This is a genomic window from Sphingomonas sp. IC081, from assembly GCF_006874585.1.
Classification (GTDB): domain Bacteria; phylum Pseudomonadota; class Alphaproteobacteria; order Sphingomonadales; family Sphingomonadaceae; genus Novosphingobium.
Window position 1 is genome coordinate 456,095 of sequence record NZ_CP029762.1, and the last position, 21,111, is coordinate 477,205.

The following is a 21,111-nucleotide window of genomic DNA, read 5'->3' on the forward strand; positions in this document are numbered from 1 at the left end:
CGCTAACGCGCTTGCCTATTTATTGCAAGCGATTCTCATTAGCACTTCTTTACTAAACAGCGTTTCAGCCATGCGCGACCTCGAACCCGGCGTCGCCGATCGCGGCTTCGATGGCTGCCCGGTCGGTGCTGTCGCTGTCGTAGTGGATCGCGACCTGCTTGAGATCACGCATCACATCGGCATGATGGATGCCGCCGCGGGCTTCCAGCACCCGCTTGAGACGGCTGGCGCAACCATCGCAGGTCATGCCCAGGACGGTCAGTTGCACGGCACTCATTACGAATTCTCCGGTTGGGGCTTGGGTTGCCAACGGCTCAGCAGCAAGGAATTGCTGACCACCGAGATCGAACTCAGCGCCATCGCGGCGCCGGCGATGACCGGGTTGAGCAGCCCGAAGGCGGCGAGTGGAATACCCAGGACGTTGTAGATGAAGGCGAAGAACAGGTTCTGCCGGATCTTGCCCAGCGTCGCGCGCGAGAGTTCCACCGCCGTGAGCACGCCGTGCAGATCGTTGCGTACCAGCACGACGTCGGCCGCCTCCACCGCCACGTCGGAACCTGCGCCGATGGCGAAGGAGACATCGGCCTGCGCCAGCGCCGGGGCATCGTTGATGCCGTCCCCGGCCATGCCGACGATTTCGCCGCGGTCCTGCAGGCGGCGCACTTCCTCGGCCTTGTTTTGCGGCAGGACTTCCGCGGCGAAACGGGTGATCCCGGCTTGCGTGGCGATGGCGGCGGCGGTGTGGTGGTTGTCGCCGGTCAGCATGACGACGGCGATGCCCGCAGCGCGCAGTTCGCGGACCGCCTGAACGGAACTGTCGCGCAGCCGGTCGGCAATGGCGATGAACCCGATCACGCGCCCCTCTTCGGCAAGGCCGACCACCGTCCGGCCCTGTGCTTGCGCCGCTTCCACCCGTTCGGCGAGGGCACGCGGCAGCGGCGCGGCAACTTCGCCGAGCCACAGCGGAGAACCCAGTTGGAGCAGCCGCCCCTCGATCCGGCCCGAGACCCCTTTGCCGGGCAGCGTGTCGAAGTGGTCGACATCGGGGAGGATGATCTGTTGTTCCTGCGCCTTGTTCGTGATGGCGCGGGCCAGCGGATGCTCGGACCCGCGTTCCAGCGCGGCGGCAAGGGCCACGAGGCGGGCGCCGTCCTGACCGTCGGCAGGAAGAAGGTCGGTTACCTCGGGCGCGCCGCGGGTCAGCGTTCCGGTCTTGTCGACTGCCAGGGTCTGCATCGCCCGTGCGCGTTCGAGCACTTCGGCATTGCGGATCAGCACCCCGTTCCTCGCGCCCATACCGGTGCCGACCATGATCGCGGTCGGCGTCGCGAGGCCCAGCGAGCACGGGCAGGCAATCACCAGGACGGCGACCGCATTGACCATGGCAGTCTGGAAATCGCCGCTCCACAGCCAGTTGCCTGCCAGGGTCACCACGGCGATGGCGATCACCACCGGCACGAAGATGGCGGTTACCTTGTCGACGAAATACTGGATCGGAGGTTTCGAGCCTTGCGCTTCGTCCACCATGCGGATGATCTGCGCCAGCACGGTATCGGCGCCGACACCGGTTGCGCGGGCGCGCAGCATGCCGTTCTGGTTGATGGTCGCGGCATAGATCCTGGCGCCCGGCTCCTTCATCACCGGCATGCTTTCGCCCGAGAGCATCGCTTCATCGACGCTCGAGCGGCCGGAAATCACTTCGCCGTCGACCGGCACGCTATCGCCTGCCGCCACCACGAAGACATCGCCGACCAGAAGGGTTCCGGCATCGACTTCGATAATCCGGCCCTCGCGCTCGATCCGTGCCGTCTTCGGGCGCAGCTTGAGCAGGGCGCGGATGGCCGAGGACGTCTTGCGCTTGGCATTGGCCTCCAGCAGGCGCCCCAGCAGGACCAGCGTGATGATCGCGGCTGATGCCTCGAAATAGACGTGCAGGTCCATCCGCCCGACGAGTGTGACGACGACGCTGTAGGCGTAGGCAATGGTGGTGCCCAGCGCCACCAGCACATCCATGTTGGCAGTGCCCGCCCGCAAGGACTTGAACGCGGCCTTGTAGAAGCGCGCGCCGATCCAGAACTGCACCGGGGAGGCCAGCGCGAACTGCCAGTAGCGCGGCAGCAGTTCGCCATGGTGTCCGCCCAGGGCGTGGCTCCACTGCCGCATGTCGAGCATCACCACCATCTGCGCGAAGAGCGGGAGGGTGAGGAGCAGCGCGACCGCAAACAATGCCCGTTCGCGGCGCCATTCCTGGCGGGAGGCGGCCTCGCGGTTTGCAACTTCATCCGCAGTCAGGTCACGCGCCTCGGCTGCCTGGTAGCCGCCCCTGGCGATCGCTGCGGCGAGCGCTGCTGGATCGGTCACGCCGGGAACATAGTCGGCGCGGGCTTTGCCCGAGGCGAAGTTCACGGTGCTGCCAAGAACACCGGGTACACGGCTGAGCACGGTTTCGATACCCGCGGCGCAAGCGGCGCAGCTCATGCCGCCGATGTCGAAGACCACGGTTTCCGGCGGAACTTCATAGCCCGCCGTCTCGACGGCCGCGATCATCTCTTGCGGCGATACTTGTGTAGGATCGTAGGCCACGGCGGCGCGTTCGGCCGCGAAGTTGACTTGCGCATCGACCGAGGGAAGGCGGCGCAGGACTTTCTCCACGGTGGCCGCGCATCCTGCGCAGGTCATCCCCCCGATGGGCAGGGTGAGCGTCACCTCTTGCGTCTTTGCCATCACGACGAGGCCTTGCCCGAGCCGCCCTCGCAGCATTCCGGCGCTTCCTCGCCATGCAGGGCGGAGAGAATCGGGCAGGCTTCCGGTTCGCCGCTTCCCGGGCAAGCATCGGCGAGCGCCTTGAGCGCATCGCGCATGCGGGTCATTTCGGTGATCCGCCGATCAAGATCGGCGATGCGTTCCTGGGCCCGTTGCCGGACACCTTCGACGCCGTTCTCGCGGTCGGTTTCGAGAGTGAGCAGCCCCTTGATCTCGCCCAGCGTAAAGCCGAGGCTCTTGGCGCGGAGGATGTATTGCAGGCGGGCTAGCGCGTCTGCGTCGTAATGCCGATAGCCGGATGCGAGCCGGTCGGGACTGCCAAGCAGCCCCTCGCGCTCGTAAAAGCGGATGGTATCGGCGCTGACTTCGGCCTGTTTTGCCAATGCGCCGATGGTCAGGAAACGCTTCACCGGATCGACCCCGTTGTTGTCTTCGCTGCCTGTCTAGCCCTTGGACCATGGTCCAGAGTCAACGGCTTTTTGCGGAACGAACGGAATATCGGGGCCAATCGCCCGGTATCAAGTCAGCGCGGGGCTCGCTGACGGGCTCAGGCCCTCGCGCTTCGAGACGATCAGCGTGACAAGAAGCTGCCCGGCAACGTTCACCGCCGTGCGCCCCATGTCGAGAATGGGATCGATGGCCAGCAGCAGACCGGCTCCCGCCAGCGGCAGTCCCAGCGTGGAAAGCGTCAGCGTCAGCATGACGACTGCCCCGGTCATGCCCGCGGTGGCTGCCGAACCGAAGACCGAGACCACGACGATCAGCAGGTAATCCAGCCCGTGCAGCGGCATGCCGTAGAAATTCGCCACGAAGATTGCCGCGAGCGCCGGATAGATCGAGGCGCAGCCGTCCATCTTGGTGGTCGCGGCCAGCGGCACGGCAAAGGCGGCATAGGCATTGGGCACGCCGAGACGTTCCGCCGCCAGTTCGGTGACCGGCATCGTGCCGACCGACGAGCGCGAGACAAACGCCAGCTGGATCGCCGGCCAGGCCTCGCGGAAGAATGCGCCGGGGCTGATGCCGTTGAGCGTCAGCAGCAGGGGGTAGACGACGCCGATAACCAGGAACAGGCCAAGATAGACGGCAAAGGCGAAGCCGCCGAGCTGCAGCAGGGTACTCCAGCCATAGGTCGCGATGGCAGCGCCGATCAGCGCCGCCGAACCGATCGGGGTCAGCTTGATGATCCAGCCAAGGATGGTGCGGACGACCGCGAGAAGCGAGCGCACGAAGGCGACAAAGGGCTCCGCCCGCGCACCGGCTTTGAGCGACGCAAATCCGACTGCAAGCGAGATGACGAGGATCTGCAAGGTGTTGAACGAGAGGCCGGTGGTGACCTGCCCGGTATCCGCGACCTTGGAGGATGCCGCAAGCCCGAGGAAATTGGCGGGGACCAGACCCTTCAGGAAATCGAGCCAGGTACCCACGGTCGCCGGGGCTGTCGCGGTCGCAAGACCCGGATGACTGCCGGTGCCGGGCTGGACGATGAGGCCGACGCCGATGCCGATCACGACGGCAATAAACGCCGTGATCGCGAACCAGATGAGCGTCTGTCCCGCCAGCCTTGCGGCATTGTCGAGATCCCTGAGATTGGTGATCGAACTGACGATGGCCGCAAAGATCAGCGGCGGGACGGTTGCACTCAGCAGGCCGATGAAGATGCTGCCCAGGGTCTTGAGCGCAACTGCCAGCTGGTTGGGGCCGCCCGTTGCGTCCGGGCCGATCCATCGCGCTGCAAAGCCCAGTGCGATGCCGATGGCCATGCCGACGAGGACTTGCGCGCCGAAGCTGAGCGTCCCGGCTTTGCCGGTGGGAAGAGATGGTGCGGTTTGAGCGGCGGTCGTCATGGGGGCACTCTTGAACTGGAACGATGCGCAAACGGTCCCGACGAGCCGACGCGCGTAATGGCAGAGATGGTGGCTGGAAAGGCGCTGCATAGGCGTGCGGACCGTCAGGCAGGCACGAGAATTCCTTCGTCTACGCCAAGTTCGGCTAGCAACGGGGCGGCCCGCCGCATTTTTGTTGGTGAACCATGCTGCCAGCGGCCGGACCAGGCAGGATGTGGGTTGCGGTGCTGTCGTGGTCGACCGGCACGCGCGTCATGACGATGACGTCATATTGTCGACCATATCAGTGGACAAAGTGCTGTCAATGGGGAAGGTAGGGGGATCGCCGGGATCGCCCTGGCAAGCGGGGATCGGCCCAAAAGGTGTAGCAGCGATGACAAGGCAGCAAACTTGTCTCATCAGCAGCGAATTAAGAACTCCATACAAAATATTGACTTTATCGGACTTTATGGGAAGTGCTCATTCTCTACTAATTGAGTTGATAATTGATCCGTAATGCGGTTAGGCTGGAGCTGACATGACACGGATGCCCCCCCAATTCGAAACCGAGGACCTTCCCGTCGCCGTTGTCGGCGCAGGGTTCAGCGGCACTCTCCTGACCATCAACCTCATCCGCCAGGGCGTGCGGGTGGTGCTGATCGAGCGCAGCCAGGCGCAGCTTGCCAAAGGTCTCGCCTTCGGCACCAAGGGCCCCGAGCACCTGCTGAACGTTCGCGCCGCAAATATGAGCGCCTTTCCCGACGATCAGGCCAATTTCCTGCGCTGGATCGGACAGGCCGGCGAGGAACAGGCCAATCGCTTCGTGCCGCGCCTCACTTACGGGCTCTACTTGCGCGAACTGCTTATCAAGGCACTGTCCGACGCCGGGCCAAAGGCGCAGATCGTCCATGCCGAAGCGCTTTCGGCGCGTTTCGGGGACCGCACAGTCACCGTCGTGCTGGATGACGGCAGCGAGATCGCCGCCCGTTCACTGGTGCTGGCGCTCGGTAACTTTCCGCCGACGCCGCATCCCGCACTCGCGGCGCTTCCGCCCGAACGGCGCTTTTCCGATCCGTGGAACCCCGCTGCGGTTGCCGATGCCGCTGCGCTCGATCATGTCCTGCTGATCGGTACCGGGCTGACGGCGGCGGACATGATCCTTTCGCTCGACAAGGCGGGGTTCAAGGGCCGCATCACCGCGCTGTCGCGGCGGGGTCTGAAGCCCCATGCCCATGCCGAGACCGGTCCCGCCGTGGACCATGTCCCCGCGCCCGATGCGCGCGGCTCGGCGCTGGTCCGCCAGATTCGCGATCGGGCCAAGGCGATCGGCTGGCGCGCGGCGGTGGACGAGCAGCGCCCGCATACCCAGAACCTCTGGCGCCGGCACGATCTTGCCGGGCAGCGCCGTCTCCTGCGTCATTTGCGCCCCTATTGGGACGTGCATCGCCACCGCCTCGCTCCCGACGTGGCCCGTCGTCTGGCCGAGCTGGAGGCAGAAGGCAGGCTGGAGTTCGTGGCCGGCAAGCTGGTCGGATCCGATGTGGCCGGGCGAGGGGTAGCGGTGGACTATCGCCCGCGCGGAGAGGAGGAATTCCGGCGTATCGAAGTGTGCCGGGTCATCAATTGCACCGGGCCGGAAGGCGATCTTCTGCGCAGCGGCCTGCCGCTGGTGAAAGACCTTGTCGCGCAGGGCAGGGTTCGGCCCGACGCGCATCGCTTGGGGCTGGATGTCGAGCATCTCGGCCGCGTGCGCGATGCCGATGGCAAGCCGCAGGACACGCTTTTCGCGGTGGGGCCGGTTACCAAGGGCGAGGCGTGGGAGATCGTTGCCGTGCCCGATATTCGGCGGCAAGTCTGGAACCTCGCGCGCTATCTGGCCGATGCGCATTGGGTCGGGGGTGAGGGGCTTTAAGAAGGAGGGAAGGAACAAGGGCTCCGGTGTTCTTCCGCGCTTCCATCCGATCCGCTTCCATCTTGCCGTGAACCAACTGGCGTCGCAAGGCGATAGCGTCGTTACGGCAGGCGTTCCCCGCGCGCGGTTTCCAGCACCTTGTACCATTCCGAAGCGGTCCACTGGACCTTCAGGGCATCGCGGGAGGAGAGAATGCGTTCGGGCGTCTGCGTGCCGACGATGGGGATCGGCCGCGAGGGGTGCGCCATGAGCCACGAGAGTGCGGCGGCGGCAGTGTCGGTGCCATAACGCTCGCCCTGCGCAACCAGTAGCTTGGCGACGGGATCTCGCCAGGCCGAAACCAGACGTCCCCCGCCCAGCGGGGACCACGCCAGCACGGCGGCATCGTGGGCCATCGCCTGGTCGAGGGTGCCGTCGTAAAGCGGGGCATAATGCATCGCCGAGAATTCGGGCTGGGTAGAAACGATCGGGAAGGGCAGGAAGGCCTGCAGCGCTGCGAATTCCGCGGGGCTGTAGTTGGAAACGCCGATGGCCTTGACCTTGCCGCTTTCGACCATGGCGGCGAGGGTTTCGGCCACATCGCGCGGATGGGCCAGGAAGTCGCGGCGGTGGATCTGGTAGAGTTCGACCGAAGGCAGGCCCAGGCGTTCGAGAGAGGCGTCGAGCGCCTTGTGCAGATAGTCCGGGCTCGAATCGTAAGGCACGCCCGGCACGATGCCGCCTTTGGTTGCGATCACCATCCGTTGGCGCAGGTCTGGACGACCGGCGAGCGCCTTGCCCAGCAGCCGTTCCGCGCCGCCAAAGCCCAGTGCCGCGTCGCAGCCGTAGATGTCCGCTGTGTCGAACAGGGTGATCCCCGCCTCAAGCGCCGCCTCGATACGCGCGACGATGGCGCCGATATCGTCATCGCCGTCCGCGCGGGCGAGCCGCCACATGCCCCAGGCTATCGGAAAAACGGAAATTCCACTCTTGCCGAGCGGAACGGATTGGGTCGACAGGGGGAGGGTCATGTTCTCAACCAGTGCGATAGAGGTTGCTGAAATAAAGGACGCTTTGCGCGACGGCCTAGCCAGCCGCCTTGCTGCGGCGCAACGGAGCGCGGCTGAGTTCGTTACCACTTGCCGTGACCCGCGACAGCAGCGCGACAAAGGTCGCCTGCTCTGCCGCGGACAGCGCGCCGAGAATTTCTCCTTGAACCCCTTCGACCAGGGGGACCGCTTCACCCAGCAGGTCTTTTCCCTGGTCGGTCAGCGCCAGCACGCGGGCACGCCGGTCTGTCGGGCTGGTTTCACGCAGGACAAGCCCTTTGAGCACGAGCCGGTCGACCACACCGCCGATGGTCACCCGGTCATAGGCGATCATGCCGGCCAGGGTCTGCTGGTCGATGCCAGGGTGCTGGCGGAGCGTCACGAGTGCGGCAAATTGCACCGGAGTGAGGTCGATCTCCGCTTCGCCCATCCGGTGCGTAAAAAGCGCGACGCAAATCTGCTGCAGGCGGCGGATCAGGTGTCCAGGCATGGTTTCGAGATCGCTCATTGCGCTACCTAGCGTGATGTTTGACCGCCGCTCAAGCCCGGCAGATAGAAATGTGCGGGCAAGGGCTGGCCTGAATTCGATTGTGACCGAAATCCGAAAAATGCAAAAAATCTCGGACTTCGGCGGTTACCTTAAGCGCCATCGATGGTTATGCCATGCCTATGGAGACGCAAGCCCTTGTCTTTGCATTGATCGGAATTCTCGGGATCGGTGCACAATGGATCGCCTGGCGCACCGGATGGCCCGCCATTGCCCTCATGCTGGCGGCAGGCGTGCTCGCCGGCCCGGTGACCGGCCTGATCGTGCCCGAACATACATTTGGCGAACTGCTGGAACCGATGGTTTCGGTAGCGGTGGCGCTGATCCTCTTCGAAGGCGGCCTCAGCCTCAATTTCCGGGAGCTGCGCAAGACCGAAGGCGCTGTGACGCGGCTGATGTTCCTGGGCATTCCACTGGGGTGGGTGCTGGGATCGCTCGCCTGTTATTACGTCGCCGGGCTGGTCTGGCCAGTGGCGATCCTGTTTGCGGGCATCCTGGTCGTGACCGGACCAACCGTCGTGATCCCGCTCCTGCGCCAGAGCAACGTGGCTCCGCGTCCGCGTGCGATCCTGAAGTGGGAAGCCATCGTCAACGACCCGTTCGGCGCCCTGTGTGCCGTCATCACCTATGAGTATCTGCGCAGGGTGGACGAAGGCGGCACACTGCTTTCGGTGGTGGCGGCGCTGCTCGGCGCGGCGGTGGTGGCCGGGCTGATCGGCTATGCGGTCGCACGGGCGGTCGCCTGGGCATTCCCGCGCGGCCATGTGCCGGAATACCTCAAGGCGCCGGTCCTGCTGGTGGCCGTGATCGGCACGTTCGTGTTGTCCAACCTGATCCAGCAGGAGACCGGCCTTTTGGCGGTGACGGTCATGGGCGTGGCACTGGCCAACATGCGGCTGGATTCACTGCGCGACATCCATCCGTTCAAGGAGAACATCACCGTTCTGCTGATTTCCGGCGTGTTCGTGCTGCTTTCCGCCTCGCTCGACCTTGCGGTGCTGCGCCAGTTCGAATGGCGGTTCCTGGCCTTCCTGCTGGCACTGCTGTTCCTGGTGCGCCCGGCGACGGTGCTGGTAAGCCTGGCTTTCAGCAAGATCCCGTGGAACGAACGCCTGCTGGTGGCGTGGATCGCGCCGCGCGGCGTGGTGGCAGTAGCGGTGTCGGGCCTGTTCGCATTGCGGCTCGACCAGCTTGGTTATGGCGACGGCAGCATTCTGGTGACGCTGTCGTTCTCGGTCGTCATCGCGACGATCATCGCACATGGTTTCAGCATCCGCCACGTTGCGCGCTGGCTCAAGGTCACCGGCGCGCGGAAGAAGGGCCTGCTGATCGTCGGCAGCACCCCCTGGAGCCTGTCGCTGGCCGAGCAGATGCGCCAGCTCGAAGTGCCGGTGATGATCTCCGACACCAGCTGGCAGCGGCTGTCGTCGCCGCGGCAGTCTGGCGTTGCTACCTACCACGGTGAGATTCTGGCCGAGTCCACCGAGGAGCGGCTCGACCTGACGCAGTTTCAGGTGCTGGTCGCAACGACCGACAACGAGGCCTACAACGCGCTCGTCTGCAGTGAGTTTGCGCCCGATATTGGCCGGGATTCCGTATACCAACTGGGCGGCATGGGCGATGACGAGGATCACCGCAGCCTGCCGGAAGCCTTGCGCGGGCGTGCGATGTTCGCCTCCGGCGTTGGCGTCTCGGAAATCGCCGAGCGCGAACGGGCCGGCTGGAGCTTTCGCAAGACCCGCATCTCCGAGCAGTTCGACTTTGCCGATGCCCAGGCCTCGCTCCCGGACGAGGCGGACATGCTGTTCCTGCTGCGCAAGGACGGCAAGATCCGCTTCTTCACCCATGCCTCGCGGCCGACGCCGCAGCCGGGTGATACCATCGTTTCCTACGGCCCCTCGCGCCATGGCGAGGTTCCGGAAAGCCCCGAGAGTTCCAACAAGAAGGAGGCAGCGACATGAAGAACGCGCCCGTCATCGCCGGATCGCTGTTGGTTGCGGTGCTAGCCGGATGCCAGCAGGGCCCGGGCAAGGGAGAAGCCGGTGCCGGGAGCGGATCGCCCGCCGCACAGAACAGCATCATGGACGATGGCGATGCCAGCGAGGCGGCTGTGGATGAGCCGAAGAAGTCCATCATCCGCCCGGAAATCGACACCGCGCCGCCGCCGGCACCGATGATCGAGGCGGTCGACCTGACCGTGCCTTATCCCGCGCGCGGCAGCAGCCCCGACGCGGCGGGGCGTGCCCTGCTCGACGGGTTGCTCGACGAGCCGGTGGTCAAGGCAGGCGGCAAGGTGACGATCTGGGGCCACAGCGACTCCCGCGGGTCCGATGCCGAAAACCTGGCGGCATCGCGCCGCCGGGCGGACGCGGCGCGCAGCTACCTCGAAGGCAAGGGCATCGCCAGGTCGCGCATCACCGTCATTCCATTGGGCGAGGCGCGGCCGATCGCACCCAACCGCAAGCTGGACGGCAGCGACGATCCCGAAGGACGGGCGCGGAACCGCCGTGTCGAGATCCGGGTCGATATTCCGGTGGCTGGGCCGGATCCTGCAGCTGCTCCGGCTCCTGCACCATCATCGAAGGCGCCGGGCGGAACCTGAGCGCGTCAGGCAAAAAATACCGGGTCGGGCAGTGACGCCCAACCCGGTCCCACAGCATCATCCAGCCTCTCGGTGGCATGTCGGATGCGCTGGTGGGGTTTTCGGAGGATCGGGGGGACGATCGTTCCGAATTCTCGAAAAGCCTACTTGAGACCACCGCCAATCGCGCGGTAGATCTCCACCATGTTGCTGGCGCGGGTCAGGCGCGTGGCAACAAGCGTCTGTTCCGCGTTGTAGAGCGTGCGCTGCGAGTCAAGCGCGGTCAGGAAGTCGTCCACACCGGCCTTGAAGCGCGCATCGGAAAGCTGGTAGCTCTTGCGCGCCGCATTGCGCAGCGAGGTCTGTGCTTCCAGCTGTGCCGTCATCGTCGAGCGGCGGGCGAGCGCGTCGGCGACTTCGCGGAAGCCGGTCTGCACGCTCTTCTCGTAGGTCGCGACCATGGCGTCGTACGTGGCCCGGGCATAGCGCAGGTTGCCCTGGTTCTTGCCGAAATCGAAGATCGGCAGGCTGGCCGAAGGGGCCACCGACCAGTAATCGCTGCCGGACTTGAACAGGTTCGACAGCCCCAGGCTCATCGTCCCGAACGCGGCGGTCAGCGAGATGGTCGGGAAGAAGGCCGCGCGCGCCGCGCCGATATTGGCATTGGCGCCGATCAACTGGTGCTCGGCGGCGGCAATGTCAGGCCGGCGCAGCAGCAGCGAGGAGGGCAGTTCGGCGGGCAGGTTGGCCAGCGTCACGTCGCTTTCGGGCAGGGCACCCGGCAGGTCCTCGGCGCCCAGGCTGGTACCAGCCAAGAGGTCGAGCGCGTTCTTGTCCTGCGCGACTTGCGTGGTCGCGGCGGCGATGTCCGAACGGGCCTGATCGTAGCTGGTCTGTGCCTGGCGCACTTCCAGTTCCGAGGCCACGCCCTTCGAGAAGCGTGCCTTGGTCAGATCGAGAGTCTGGCCAAAGGCCTTTTCCAGATTGCGCGCGATCTGGAGGCGCTCCTGGTCGGCGGCCATCGTCAGCCACGCGGTCGCCGTTTCGGCGATCAGCGCGGTCTGCGCCGCGTTGCGGTTCTCGACCGAGGCGAAGTAGCTTTCCTGTGCTGCCTTGGTGAGATTGCGGACGCGGCCGAACAGGTCGACCTCCCAGGCCGAGACGCCGACCGAGGCGGTGTAGATGTCGGTCCGACCCGATACGCCGCCGGTTCCGCCCGACGACTGCTGGGCAAAAGGCTGGTCCTGATAGGTGGCGCTGCCGTTCAGGCCGACGCCGGGCAGCAGGTCGGCACGCTGCACGCGGTACTGTGCACGGGCCTGTTCGACATTGGCGACCGCGATCCGCAAGTCGCGATTGTTGTCGAGCGCGGTCTGGATGACCCGCGCCAGACGCGGATCGGTGAAGAAGTCCTTCCAGGCGGTATCGGCCGAAACGGCAGACGCATCGCTCGCGCCGTCGACCGGCCCCGCAGGGCTGGTCTCGGGAACCGGAAGATCGGGGCGGACATACTTGGGCGCCATGTTGCAGGCCGCCAGCGCGAGCGCCAGCGACGTGGCGGTGAGCGCTTTCACATTACGCATTTTCATGCCTCCTGCGGCTCAGCCGAAGCCTTGCCGTCGAGATCGTTGCCCTCGTCGCCATGCTCTTCCTTCCCGTGATGTTCACGGAACAGGCGCTTCACCACGGTGAAGAACACGGGGACGAAGAAGATGGCGAGTACGGTCGCGGACAGCATGCCGCCGACCACGGCCCAGCCAATCGCATTCTGGCCACCGGCACCGGCGCCGGTCGACAGGGCGAGCGGCAGCACGCCGAAGATGAAGGCGAAGCTGGTCATCAGGATCGGCCTGAGGCGCAGCTTGCCGGCTTCGAGCGCGGCCTGGACCGGGGAGAGACCGTCGCGCATCTTCTCTTCCGCGAACTCGACGATAAGGATCGCGTTCTTGGCCGAGACGCCGATGGTGGTGATAAGGCCCACCTGCAGGTAGATGTCGTTGCTGAGGCCCACGAGCCTCGCCGCGATCACCGCGCCGAGCACGCCCAGCGGCACCACCAGCATGACCGCGATCGGTACCGACCAGCTCTCGTAAAGCGCGGCAAGGCACAGGAACACGATCAGCATGGACAGCGCGTAAAGCGCCGGGGCCTGACCGCCCGAGGTCTTTTCCTCGTAGGAAATGCCGCTCCATTCAAGACCGACACCGGCGGGCAGCTTGGTCGCCATTTCCTCGATCGCGTTCATCGCCTCACCCGTCGAGACGCCGGGCGCGGGGGCACCCATGATCTGCAGCGAGGACACGCCGTTGAAGCGTTCGAGCTTGGCTGGGCCATAAGTCCACTCCGTCGTCGCGAACGAGGAGATCGGAGCCATGACGCCGCTGCTGCCGCGAACATAGAACTGACCGATCGATTCCGGCTTGGTGCGGAACTGGCCGTCGGCCTGCACGAAGACCTTCTTCACGCGGTCGCGATCGATGAAGTCGTTGACGTAGGTACTGCCCATCGCGGTGCTGATGGTCGAGTTGATGTCCGCCTGGGCGATGCCGAGGGCACCGGCTGCGGCCTGGTCGACGTTCAGCTTGAGCTGGGGCGTATCTTCAAGGCCGTTGGGGCGGACCTGCGCCAGGCGCTTGTCGGCCATGGCCATGCCCAGCAGTTGGTTGCGGGCTTCCAGCATCTTGTCGTGGCCAAGGCCGCCGTTGTCTACGAGCTGGAATTCGAAGCCGGTGGCATTGCCCAGTTCCTGCACGGCGGGCGGTGCAAAGGCGATCGCCATGCCCGACGTGATCTTCTGGAACGCCATGTTGGCACGCAGCGCGATGGCACTGACGGTGTTGTCCTTGCCCTTGCGCTCGGACCAGTCCTTCATGCGCACGAAGGCAAGGCCCACGTTCTCGCCCTGACCCACGAAGCCGAAGCCCGAGATCGTGAAGACGTCGGCCACGTTGGCCTTCTCGTCCTTGAGATAGTGATCGCGCACCCGGGCGAGCGTGCGCTCGGTTTCCTCCATCGTCGTGCCGGCGGGCAGCGAGACCTGGTTGATCAGGATGCCCTGGTCCTCGTCCGGCAGGAAGCCGCCGGGCAGGCGCAGGAAGATGAAGGCCATGCCGGCCACGATCAGGGCGTAGACGAGCATCGTCCGGCCCCAGTTGCGCTCAACCTTGTCGACGGCCTTGCCGTAGCGTTCCACGCCGCGATCGAAGGTGGTGTTGAACCAGTGGAAGAAGCGGTTGAACACCCCGGCAATGCCGGTCTGCTTCCCACCCGCGAGGCCGGAGCCATGGCCGTGGCCGTCGGAAGCGCCCTTGAGGATGGTCGAGCACAGCGCCGGGGTCAGCACCAGTGCGACGATCACCGAAAGCACCATCGAGGAGACGATCGTGATCGAGAACTGGCGGAAGATCACGCCGGTGGAGCCGCCGAAGAACGCCATCGGCAGGAACACCGCCGAAAGCACGAGGCCGATGCCGATCAGCGCGCCGCTGATCTCGTCCATCGAGCGGCGGGCCGCTTCCTTGGGGCTGAGCCCCTCGGTCTGGATGAGACGTTCGACGTTTTCGACCACGACGATGGCGTCGTCGACCAGCAGGCCGATTGCCAGCACCATGCCGAACAGGGTGAGGGTGTTGATGGTGAACCCGGCGAGGTCGAGGACCGCGAGGGAGCCGAGCAGGACGACGGGAACCGCGATCGTCGGAATCAGCGTCGCGCGCCAGTTCTGGAGGAACAGGAACATGACGAAGAACACGAGCACGACGGCTTCGACGAGGGTGTGGATCACCTGCTCGACCGAGAGCTTGACGTAGGTCGAGTTGTCGACCGGGAACTTGTACTTCACCCAGCTCGGGAAGTTTTTCGAGAGCTGGTCGATCTTGGTCTTCACGCCGTCCACGGTGTCGAGCGCGTTGGCGCCCGGCGCCAGCTTGATGCCGAAACCGGCGGCCGGATGGCCGTTCAGCTTGGCGCCGAAGCTGTAGTTTTCCGCGCCCATGTCGACACGGGCAACATCGGCGAGGCGGACAACCGAGCCGTCAGTGTTGTTCCGCAGCATGATCTGGCGGAACTGTTCGGCGGTGCGCAGGCGCGACTGGGCCGTGATGGTGGCGTTGAGGGCCTGCCCCTTGGGCGAGGGCGATGCGCCGATTTGACCTGCGGAAACCTGCGCATTCTGGGCCTGGATCGCGGCGGTCACGTCGGTCGCGGTAACGCCGAGGTTGGCCATCTTGAAGGGATCGAGCCAGACCCGCATGGAGTATTGCGCACCCAGAAGCTGGGTGTCGCCCACGCCGTTCACGCGGCTGATCGGGTCCTGCAGCGAAGAGGCGATGAAGTCACCCGCGTCCTGCTGGTCGTGAATGCCGTCATCGGCATAGACGGCCATGACCATGAGAAAGGTCGAGGTCGACTTGGTCACGCGCAGGCCCTGCTGCTGCACTTCCTGCGGAAGCAGCGGCGTTGCCTGCGACAGCTTGTTCTGCACCTGGACCTGCGCGATGTCGGGGTCGGTGCCCTGCTCGAAGGTCAGGGTGATGGTGAGGTTGCCCGCGCCGTCGCTCGACGAGGCGAAGTAGCGCAAGTGGTCGATGCCCTTGAGCTGCTGCTCGATCACCTGGGTGGTCGTCGATTCCAGCGTCTGGGCGTTGGCGCCCGGATAGCTGGTAGCGATCTGCACCGCCGGCGCGGCGATTTCGGGGAACTGGGCCACGGCCAGCGAACGGATCGCCAGGGCGCCCGCGAGCATCATGACGATGGCGATGACCCATGCGAAGATGGGTCTGTCGATGAAATAGCGGGACATGGGTTACTGGGCCCCGCCGTTTGCCTGCGTGCCTGCCGCGACGGTGACCTGCTGGGGCATGCCGGGCTTGACCACGGTGCCCGGGCGCAGGTTCACCAGACCCTCGACGATCAGGCGGTCGCCGATGTTGAGGCCCTTGGTGACGATCCACTTGTCGCCGACCATGCGGTCGACCTCGATCTGGCGGACTTCGACCTTGTTGTCCTTGCCCACGACCATTGCAGTCGCACGGCCCCGCGGATCGCGGGTGACGCCCTGCTGCGGGGCGAGCACGACGTTCTGGCGCAGGCCTTCGACCAGCCTGGCGCGCACATACATACCGGGCAGCAGCAGGCCATTGGGGTTGGGGAAGGTCGCGCGCAGGATCACCGAGCCGGAGCTAGGGTCGACGGTGACGTCGGCGAACTGGAGACGCCCCTCGATCGGGTAGATCGAGCCGTTGGGCAGGATCAGCTGGATGCGTGCGCCTTCGGCCTCGCTGACGCCGCCCGAGGCCATCGCCTGCTTGAGGTCAACGATCTGCGCGGCCGACTGGGTAACGTCGACATAGACCGTGTCGGTACGCGAGATGACGGCCAGTGCGTCTGCCTGCGCTGCCGAAACCAGCGCGCCGGGAGTGAACAGCGAACGGCCGATGCGGCCCGAGATGGGGGCGCGGATACGGGTGAAGTTCTGGTTCACCTGCGCGGCCTGGACAGCACCTTGCTGCGCTGCGACATTGGCGCGGGCCTGCTGCGCGGCGGCAGCCGCATCATCATACTGCTGACGGCTGACGGCGTTGATCGCGATCAGGTCCTTGTACCGCTTTGCCTGAAGCGCGGTGGAATTGATCGTGGCGTTGGCGACCGCGAGCGAGCCCTTGGCCTGCGCGAGCGCGGCGCGATAGGGTGAATCCTCGATCTCGTAGAGCAGCTGGCCGGCCTGGACGTTGCTGCCCTCGGTGAACAGCCGGCGGCGGATCACGCCGGTGATCTGCGGGCGGACATCCGCAGTTTCCAGCGCGGCGATGCGGCCGGGAAGCTCGTTGGTGAGCTCGGCCGACTCCTTGGTGAGAGTGACCACGCCGACCGTCGGGGCCGGGGGTGCCGCCGGTTGCTCCTTGCTGCATGCACTGAGTGCCAGAGCCAGCGCAAGAGCCAGTGTCGGGGCCGAGGTACAGGCGCGAATGCCTGCAGTTACCGCCTTTTGCATGATGGGTCTTTCATCGCGATCGTTGGGGGGGATTTTGAGAGTGAACGATCATTCACATTGCATTGCCACTAGAAATCGGCCATGGAGAATTCAAGCGAAAAATACATATCGAGACAGAAAATGGGTGCAGTGCAGCAAAAACTGCCCAGCGCAGATCGCATTCGCATCGCGGCCAGAGAGCTGTTTGCGACCAACGGCTTCCATCAGACCTCCATGGCTGAGCTGGCAGCGGCTGCCGAAATGTCGGTCGGCCTGATCTACCGCTCGTTCAAGAGCAAGGCGGACATCATCGAGGCTATCGTTCGCACCGATTTCGACGAAAAACTGCTCGAAATCGGTGCATTGCGACAGCAACTCGCAGACGGCGAACTTACTGTTCTGGAGACCTTCCGGCAACTGTTCCTTCAGGTGATGGACGAAGGGGACGAGGCGCTGTCGTTCGACATTCTCGCCGAAGGGTTCCGCAACGAGCGCGTGGGCCAGACCATCGGCGAGATGTGCGAACGGTTTCGCGGTTATCTGCGGGAATTTGCAAGGGCGGCCAACGCGCGGCTCGACGGCGAGGACCTGGAAGGGGCGACCGAGTTGCTGCTGGGCTGCCTGTTCGGCCTGGGTCACCGAAGCATTTCGCGTCCGAGTCTGGACAGCGCGCATATCGCCGAACAGAGCGCGCGAATGATCGTAGCCGCCTTCAGGGACATGTGAAAGCCGCGCCGGCGGGACCTGTGCCTGACATGCTCATGCCGCGCGGGCCTGACGGCCCCGCGCGGTAGGATAGCTCAGGGCAGTTCCCAGCCGATTGGGAAATGCCTTAGTGGCTCTTGCGGTGCTTTCCGCCGTAGCGCTTGCCGCAGAACTGTTCGAGGCTGGCCATTTCGCGCGCGGCAGCGGCGGCGGTGGCGACATCGCAAGGCATGGCTTTTTCCGCCGCGGAAATGCGCGCGTCGACCCGGTCCTTGAGCTGTTCGATATCGGCCCTGCTCAGCACGTTCTTTTCGCGCAGGTAGCAAATCAGGCTCTGCAGGATGATGATGGCCTTTTCACCGGAATCGACTTCCATGATATCCATGCCTTCCATTGACGTCCCTATCCTTCCCAGGCTTCGGATTATGTTCCGAATGCCGCGTGCCGAGGGCGATGATTCTGCCCTTCTGGAGTAACAGCGTTGCGTGAAGCCGGGGTAAACGCAAGGGAAAGTTGCGGGGTGGTCGCGATGACTATGTCGGCAGGGGCCGATCAGCCCTGCAGTGGGGCCACCGGAAGGCTGCATCGATAGCGACCAATATCTTGAGCCGATTGATGAATTTGGCGCTCGACGGGCCATGGGTGTCAGGCCGCGATCCTGACCCGATTGATGACCACGACCGAACGGCCATGTGGCTCACCGGATCGCCGAGGTTACGGATTCTTCAGGTTCCGGCGAACTCGGCGCAATGTTCGATGGCGCAGCAGGGGGCTAGCGGCCCTCGCTCGGCCGTCGTTGCCAAGGCAACGGAACGTGATGAGACCCTCCCATGCGCCAAGCCCGCTTGCTGATAGCCGCCCTGTTGTTCGTGCCGCTGCTTCCCGTTGGCGCATTTGCCGCCGAATCCGTCCCTGACAAGGCTGGCGGTTCGGCCGGAACCGACCCGACGATCGACCAGATCCATGCGCTGGCCGCCAGCGGGCATGTCGATCAGGCGCTGATCCGCATGGACCGGGTGCTCAAGGACCATCCCTCCAGCGCCAAGGCCCACTATGTCGAGGCGGAACTCTATGCGCGCGAAGACCACGCGGCACAGGGCCGACGGGAGCTGGCCAGGGCCGAGCAACTTTCTCCGGGGCTGCCGTTTGCGGATGTCTATTCGGTCGCGCAGCTGAACCGTCAGCTCGCGCTGGGCACGGAATCGGCGGAGGGCATCTCCGTCGCGGCGAAACCGGCGCCACCGGCCGCGCCCCACGTTCCATGGGCAATGATCGCGGGGATCGGTGCAGCTCTGTTCGGCCTGTTCCTCTGGCTGCGCCGCCGACCGTCGTCGCTGGATACGCAGCAAACGCAGTCCGCATGGCACCCATCGGCCTATGGCGGTGCGGGTTTCGGAGTGTCCGGAGGCATGGGGTCGGGCCTGCTCGGCAACCTGGTTTCGGGCGCGGCGATGGGGGCGGGTTTTGCGGCGGGCGAGGAAGCGATCGACCACCTGTTCGCAGGAGAACGGCGCGAAAACCGAAGCGAACTGGGGATGCATGACAGTGATGTCGGGGGCTCCAATACCGACATGGGCGGCAGCGATTTCGGCATCGCCGATGACGGTTCCTGGGACGACAGCGCGGCGAAGAACGACGGCTGGTAAGCGCCGGGCGCGATAGGCGGCTTCTATGCCGACGCCTGGCGGGGCGAACAAAGGATCAGGACGTGCAAGGAATGACATCCATCCGGCCGACCCGGTGCGGGGCCGGGAAATGGGGCGCGATTGGCCGCGTCCGCAATACGGCAATTCTGCCGGCCATTCTGGTCGCGTTGGTCGCTGCACCGGCCATGGCGCAGGACGTGTCCGGCCGGCCGGATGACCTCAAGATCGGGGGCGACCGCATTTCGGTGGGCATCGGCATGGCGTCGACACCGGACTACATCGGCGCCGACAGTTCGAGCATTACCCCGACCGCCGCCATCCAGGGGCAGGTCTCCGGCATCAGCTTCAACACCCAGGGCACTGCCATTTACATCGATGCGGTTCCTTCCAGCGGCCAGCCGGGATGGAAGCTGGAGCTTGGGCCGCTGGCCGCGCTGCGCCTCGACCGGACCGGCAAGCTGGACAATCCTGCCGTGCGGGCGCTGGGCCGCCTCGACAAGGCCGTGGAACTGGGCGGCTCGATCGGGGTTCAGCGCACCGGGGTCGTAACCAGCCCATTCGACACCCTTTCGCTCAGCCTTTCCTACCAGCATGACATCGCCGGTGCGCATGGCAGCTACGTGGCGAGCCCCGAGGTCGACTACGACACGCCGCTGTCCGAACATGCCTTCGTGTCGTTCTCGGCCTCGGCCGATTACGTCGGCGCCGGCTTCGGTCGCTATTATTACGCCATCGACCGGGCAGGCAGCCTCGCCAGCGGCCTGCCGGTCTACCTCGGCGCCGACCGGGCCGGGTGGAAGGACTGCAATTTCAGCACGATGGCCGTTCATTCGCTGACCGGCAACCTGCTGCATGGATTGGGCGTGTTTGCCACTGGCGGCTACCAGCGGCTGCTTGGTACCTACCGCCGCTCGCCGATCGTGGCCGACGTCGGCAACGCCAACCAGTGGAGCGGTGCGCTCGGGGTGGAGTACAGCTTTCGATGAGACGCCGTGGTTTCCTGCTGTCTCTGGCAGCAGTCGCCGCACTGGCGGCATCCTTTCCGCTGACGGGCTGCCTTGATCGCAATCGCACGCCGCTCTCGCGCATCTATTATCACGGCCCCCGGTCCGATCATTTCGATGGGGAGCACTTCTTCAATCCGGAAGGCGAGGAAGGCACCGGCGGTGCCCAGCGCGACGGCATCGGCACGTTCCTGCGCATCGCCGAGGGGCGCGCCGGGCATCATGGCTGGCCGGCCTCGGTGCCGGTCGTCCAGAGCGTGCCGCCGCGCCGGGTGGCAGGACAGCGCATGCTGGTCACCTGGATCGGCCATGCCACCACGCTGGTGCAGACCCAGGGCATCAACATCCTCATCGATCCGGTCTGGGCGAGGCGAGATTCCCCCGTGCAACTGGTCGGACCGGAGCGGGTCCGCAAGCCCGGCGTGAAGCTGCGCGACCTGCCGCCGATCGATCTCGTGCTGATCAGCCACAATCACTACGATCATCTCGACATGCACGCGCTGGAGAAGATCGCGGCGCGGGACCATCCCACGATCATCACCGGGCTCGGCAACGATACCCTGCTGGCACAGTACGGCATCCCGGCCAAGGCGGGTGACTGGGGGCAGACCATTGCCTTTCGGCCCGGCATCGACGTGGAGATCACCCGCGCCCATCACTGGAGCGAGCGCTGGTACGACGACCGGGATCGTTCCTTGTGGTGCGGGTTCCGGGTCAGGCTGCCCTCGGGCGGGGACCTCTACTATTCCGGCGACACAGGTGACGGTCAGATGATCTGGGCACATCAGGCGGTCGAGCCGGGACGGCCGATCCGTCTCGCGATCCTGCCGATCGCACCCTACAAGCTGACCCAGGCGAAGACCGGCAATCACATCGACCCGGGCGGTGCGGTGACGGCTTTCGGGATCCTGCATCCCGCGTGGGCGCTCGGCGTCCATTGGGGGACGTTCGAACTGGGCGAGGAAGGGGTGAACGACGCGCCCAAGCGGCTGGCGGCCTCGCTGGCCGACCATGCCATCGCGCCGGAGCGGTTCCGCACGCTGGAGGCGGGGCGGGCCTGGGATGTGCCGGCCGATCGATGAAGCGGCGAGCCAGCTGCTATAAGGAACCTTGAGCTGCCGCGCGGATTTC

17 protein-coding genes are annotated in these 21,111 nt (G+C 65.3%); 7 read left to right on the forward strand and 10 right to left on the reverse strand.

What is annotated here, in order from left to right; all coding sequences use genetic code 11:
* Nucleotides 1-64 precede the first annotated feature (64 nt).
* The 4 genes from DM450_RS20310 to DM450_RS20325 form a co-directional block, all read right to left on the reverse strand.
* Nucleotides 65-277, reverse strand: a complete 213-nt coding sequence (locus tag DM450_RS20310) for a heavy-metal-associated domain-containing protein (RefSeq protein WP_142638595.1) — start codon at nt 275-277, stop codon at nt 65-67.
* On the reverse strand, nt 277-2,724 hold the full coding sequence (locus DM450_RS20315; protein ID WP_142638597.1) for a heavy metal translocating P-type ATPase: 2,448 nt from the start codon (nt 2,722-2,724) through the stop codon (nt 277-279). Before DM450_RS20315 ends, DM450_RS20310 begins: the two co-directional genes overlap by 1 nt.
* Nucleotides 2,724-3,173 carry a heavy metal-responsive transcriptional regulator gene (locus DM450_RS20320; RefSeq protein ID WP_142638599.1) on the reverse strand — a complete coding sequence of 150 codons (450 nt, stop codon included), beginning with the start codon at nt 3,171-3,173 and terminating at the stop codon, nt 2,724-2,726. The genes DM450_RS20315 and DM450_RS20320 overlap by 1 nt, the downstream gene beginning before the upstream one ends.
* Before the next feature lie 108 nt (nt 3,174-3,281).
* Nucleotides 3,282-4,607, reverse strand: coding sequence for a dicarboxylate/amino acid:cation symporter (locus tag DM450_RS20325; RefSeq protein WP_142638601.1), 1,326 nt, complete (start codon nt 4,605-4,607; stop codon nt 3,282-3,284).
* A gap of 517 nt (nt 4,608-5,124) precedes the next feature.
* Between DM450_RS20325 and DM450_RS20330 the strand changes: the two genes are divergently transcribed.
* Nucleotides 5,125-6,498 (forward strand): FAD/NAD(P)-binding protein, encoded by a 1,374-nt coding sequence (locus tag DM450_RS20330; protein WP_260610631.1) that lies wholly within the window; start codon nt 5,125-5,127, stop codon nt 6,496-6,498.
* A 101-nt stretch (nt 6,499-6,599) separates the two neighbouring features.
* On the opposite strand, the gene DM450_RS20335 is transcribed toward DM450_RS20330, so the two are convergent.
* Together DM450_RS20335 and DM450_RS20340 are read right to left on the reverse strand one after the other, a co-directional pair.
* Nucleotides 6,600-7,508 carry an aldo/keto reductase family oxidoreductase gene (locus tag DM450_RS20335; RefSeq protein WP_142638603.1) on the reverse strand — a complete coding sequence of 303 codons (909 nt, stop codon included), beginning with the start codon at nt 7,506-7,508 and terminating at the stop codon, nt 6,600-6,602.
* A 55-nt stretch (nt 7,509-7,563) separates the two neighbouring features.
* Nucleotides 7,564-8,034 (reverse strand): MarR family winged helix-turn-helix transcriptional regulator, encoded by a 471-nt coding sequence (locus tag DM450_RS20340; protein ID WP_142638605.1) that lies wholly within the window; start codon nt 8,032-8,034, stop codon nt 7,564-7,566.
* Between the two features lie 161 nt (nt 8,035-8,195).
* Between DM450_RS20340 and DM450_RS20345 the strand changes: the two genes are divergently transcribed.
* Nucleotides 8,196-10,034 carry a cation:proton antiporter gene (locus tag DM450_RS20345; RefSeq protein ID WP_142638607.1) on the forward strand — a complete coding sequence of 613 codons (1,839 nt, stop codon included), beginning with the start codon at nt 8,196-8,198 and terminating at the stop codon, nt 10,032-10,034.
* Nucleotides 10,031-10,675 (forward strand): OmpA family protein, encoded by a 645-nt coding sequence (locus DM450_RS20350; protein ID WP_260610633.1) that lies wholly within the window; start codon nt 10,031-10,033, stop codon nt 10,673-10,675. Before DM450_RS20345 ends, DM450_RS20350 begins: the two co-directional genes overlap by 4 nt.
* Nucleotides 10,676-10,818: 143 nt before the next feature.
* Here the strand turns inward: DM450_RS20350 and DM450_RS20355 are convergent, their stop codons facing one another.
* Genes DM450_RS20355 through DM450_RS20365 form a run of 3 tightly spaced genes read right to left on the reverse strand, consistent with a single transcriptional unit; the run spans nt 10,819 to nt 16,646 of the window.
* Nucleotides 10,819-12,237, reverse strand: coding sequence for an efflux transporter outer membrane subunit (locus DM450_RS20355; RefSeq protein WP_142638609.1), 1,419 nt, complete (start codon nt 12,235-12,237; stop codon nt 10,819-10,821).
* A gap of 2 nt (nt 12,238-12,239) precedes the next feature.
* The gene (locus DM450_RS20360; protein WP_142638611.1) at nt 12,240-15,455 is read right to left on the reverse strand and encodes an efflux RND transporter permease subunit; all 3,216 of its coding nucleotides are present in this window, start codon (nt 15,453-15,455) and stop codon (nt 12,240-12,242) included.
* 3 nt (nt 15,456-15,458) lie between these two features.
* Nucleotides 15,459-16,646, reverse strand: a complete 1,188-nt coding sequence (locus DM450_RS20365; RefSeq protein ID WP_142638613.1) for an efflux RND transporter periplasmic adaptor subunit — start codon at nt 16,644-16,646, stop codon at nt 15,459-15,461.
* A 120-nt stretch (nt 16,647-16,766) separates the two neighbouring features.
* Here DM450_RS20365 and DM450_RS20370 point away from each other — a divergent pair, with 120 nt between their 5' ends.
* Nucleotides 16,767-17,351 carry a TetR/AcrR family transcriptional regulator gene (locus DM450_RS20370; protein WP_142639429.1) on the forward strand — a complete coding sequence of 195 codons (585 nt, stop codon included), beginning with the start codon at nt 16,767-16,769 and terminating at the stop codon, nt 17,349-17,351.
* A gap of 106 nt (nt 17,352-17,457) precedes the next feature.
* Here the strand turns inward: DM450_RS20370 and DM450_RS20375 are convergent, their stop codons facing one another.
* Nucleotides 17,458-17,724 (reverse strand): hypothetical protein, encoded by a 267-nt coding sequence (locus tag DM450_RS20375; RefSeq protein WP_242526433.1) that lies wholly within the window; start codon nt 17,722-17,724, stop codon nt 17,458-17,460.
* A 436-nt stretch (nt 17,725-18,160) separates the two neighbouring features.
* Between DM450_RS20375 and DM450_RS20380 the strand changes: the two genes are divergently transcribed.
* The 3 genes from DM450_RS20380 (at nt 18,161) to DM450_RS20390 (ending at nt 21,062) form a co-directional block, all read left to right on the forward strand.
* On the forward strand, nt 18,161-18,976 hold the full coding sequence (locus DM450_RS20380) for a tetratricopeptide repeat protein (protein WP_142638616.1): 816 nt from the start codon (nt 18,161-18,163) through the stop codon (nt 18,974-18,976).
* A gap of 71 nt (nt 18,977-19,047) precedes the next feature.
* Nucleotides 19,048-19,962 (forward strand): MipA/OmpV family protein, encoded by a 915-nt coding sequence (locus tag DM450_RS20385; protein WP_142638618.1) that lies wholly within the window; start codon nt 19,048-19,050, stop codon nt 19,960-19,962.
* A complete protein-coding gene (locus tag DM450_RS20390) occupies nt 19,959-21,062 on the forward strand; it encodes an MBL fold metallo-hydrolase (protein WP_142638620.1) in 1,104 nt (367 codons plus the stop codon). Before DM450_RS20385 ends, DM450_RS20390 begins: the two co-directional genes overlap by 4 nt.
* The last annotated feature ends 49 nt before the right edge of the window (nt 21,063-21,111 follow it).

What these genes read in the sequence shown, in the direction of transcription:
- DM450_RS20310 (WP_142638595.1), bottom strand. Translation starts at nt 277, where the DNA reads ATGAGTGCCGTGCAACTGACCGTCCTGGGCATGACCTGCGATGGTTGC.
- DM450_RS20315 (WP_142638597.1), bottom strand. Translation starts at nt 2,724, where the DNA reads ATGGCAAAGACGCAAGAGGTGACGCTCACCCTGCCCATCGGGGGGATG.
- DM450_RS20325 (WP_142638601.1), bottom strand. Translation starts at nt 4,607, where the DNA reads ATGACGACCGCCGCTCAAACCGCACCATCTCTTCCCACCGGCAAAGCC.
- DM450_RS20330 (WP_260610631.1), top strand. Translation starts at nt 5,125, where the DNA reads ATGACACGGATGCCCCCCCAATTCGAAACCGAGGACCTTCCCGTCGCC.
- DM450_RS20335 (WP_142638603.1), bottom strand. Translation starts at nt 7,508, where the DNA reads ATGACCCTCCCCCTGTCGACCCAATCCGTTCCGCTCGGCAAGAGTGGA.
- DM450_RS20340 (WP_142638605.1), bottom strand. Translation starts at nt 8,034, where the DNA reads ATGAGCGATCTCGAAACCATGCCTGGACACCTGATCCGCCGCCTGCAG.
- DM450_RS20345 (WP_142638607.1), top strand. Translation starts at nt 8,196, where the DNA reads ATGGAGACGCAAGCCCTTGTCTTTGCATTGATCGGAATTCTCGGGATC.
- DM450_RS20350 (WP_260610633.1), top strand. Translation starts at nt 10,031, where the DNA reads ATGAAGAACGCGCCCGTCATCGCCGGATCGCTGTTGGTTGCGGTGCTA.
- DM450_RS20355 (WP_142638609.1), bottom strand. Translation starts at nt 12,237, where the DNA reads ATGCGTAATGTGAAAGCGCTCACCGCCACGTCGCTGGCGCTCGCGCTG.
- DM450_RS20360 (WP_142638611.1), bottom strand. Translation starts at nt 15,455, where the DNA reads ATGTCCCGCTATTTCATCGACAGACCCATCTTCGCATGGGTCATCGCC.
- DM450_RS20365 (WP_142638613.1), bottom strand. Translation starts at nt 16,646, where the DNA reads ATGCAAAAGGCGGTAACTGCAGGCATTCGCGCCTGTACCTCGGCCCCG.
- DM450_RS20370 (WP_142639429.1), top strand. Translation starts at nt 16,767, where the DNA reads ATGGGTGCAGTGCAGCAAAAACTGCCCAGCGCAGATCGCATTCGCATC.
- DM450_RS20375 (WP_242526433.1), bottom strand. Translation starts at nt 17,724, where the DNA reads ATGGAAGGCATGGATATCATGGAAGTCGATTCCGGTGAAAAGGCCATC.
- DM450_RS20380 (WP_142638616.1), top strand. Translation starts at nt 18,161, where the DNA reads ATGCGCCAAGCCCGCTTGCTGATAGCCGCCCTGTTGTTCGTGCCGCTG.
- DM450_RS20385 (WP_142638618.1), top strand. Translation starts at nt 19,048, where the DNA reads ATGACATCCATCCGGCCGACCCGGTGCGGGGCCGGGAAATGGGGCGCG.
- DM450_RS20390 (WP_142638620.1), top strand. Translation starts at nt 19,959, where the DNA reads ATGAGACGCCGTGGTTTCCTGCTGTCTCTGGCAGCAGTCGCCGCACTG.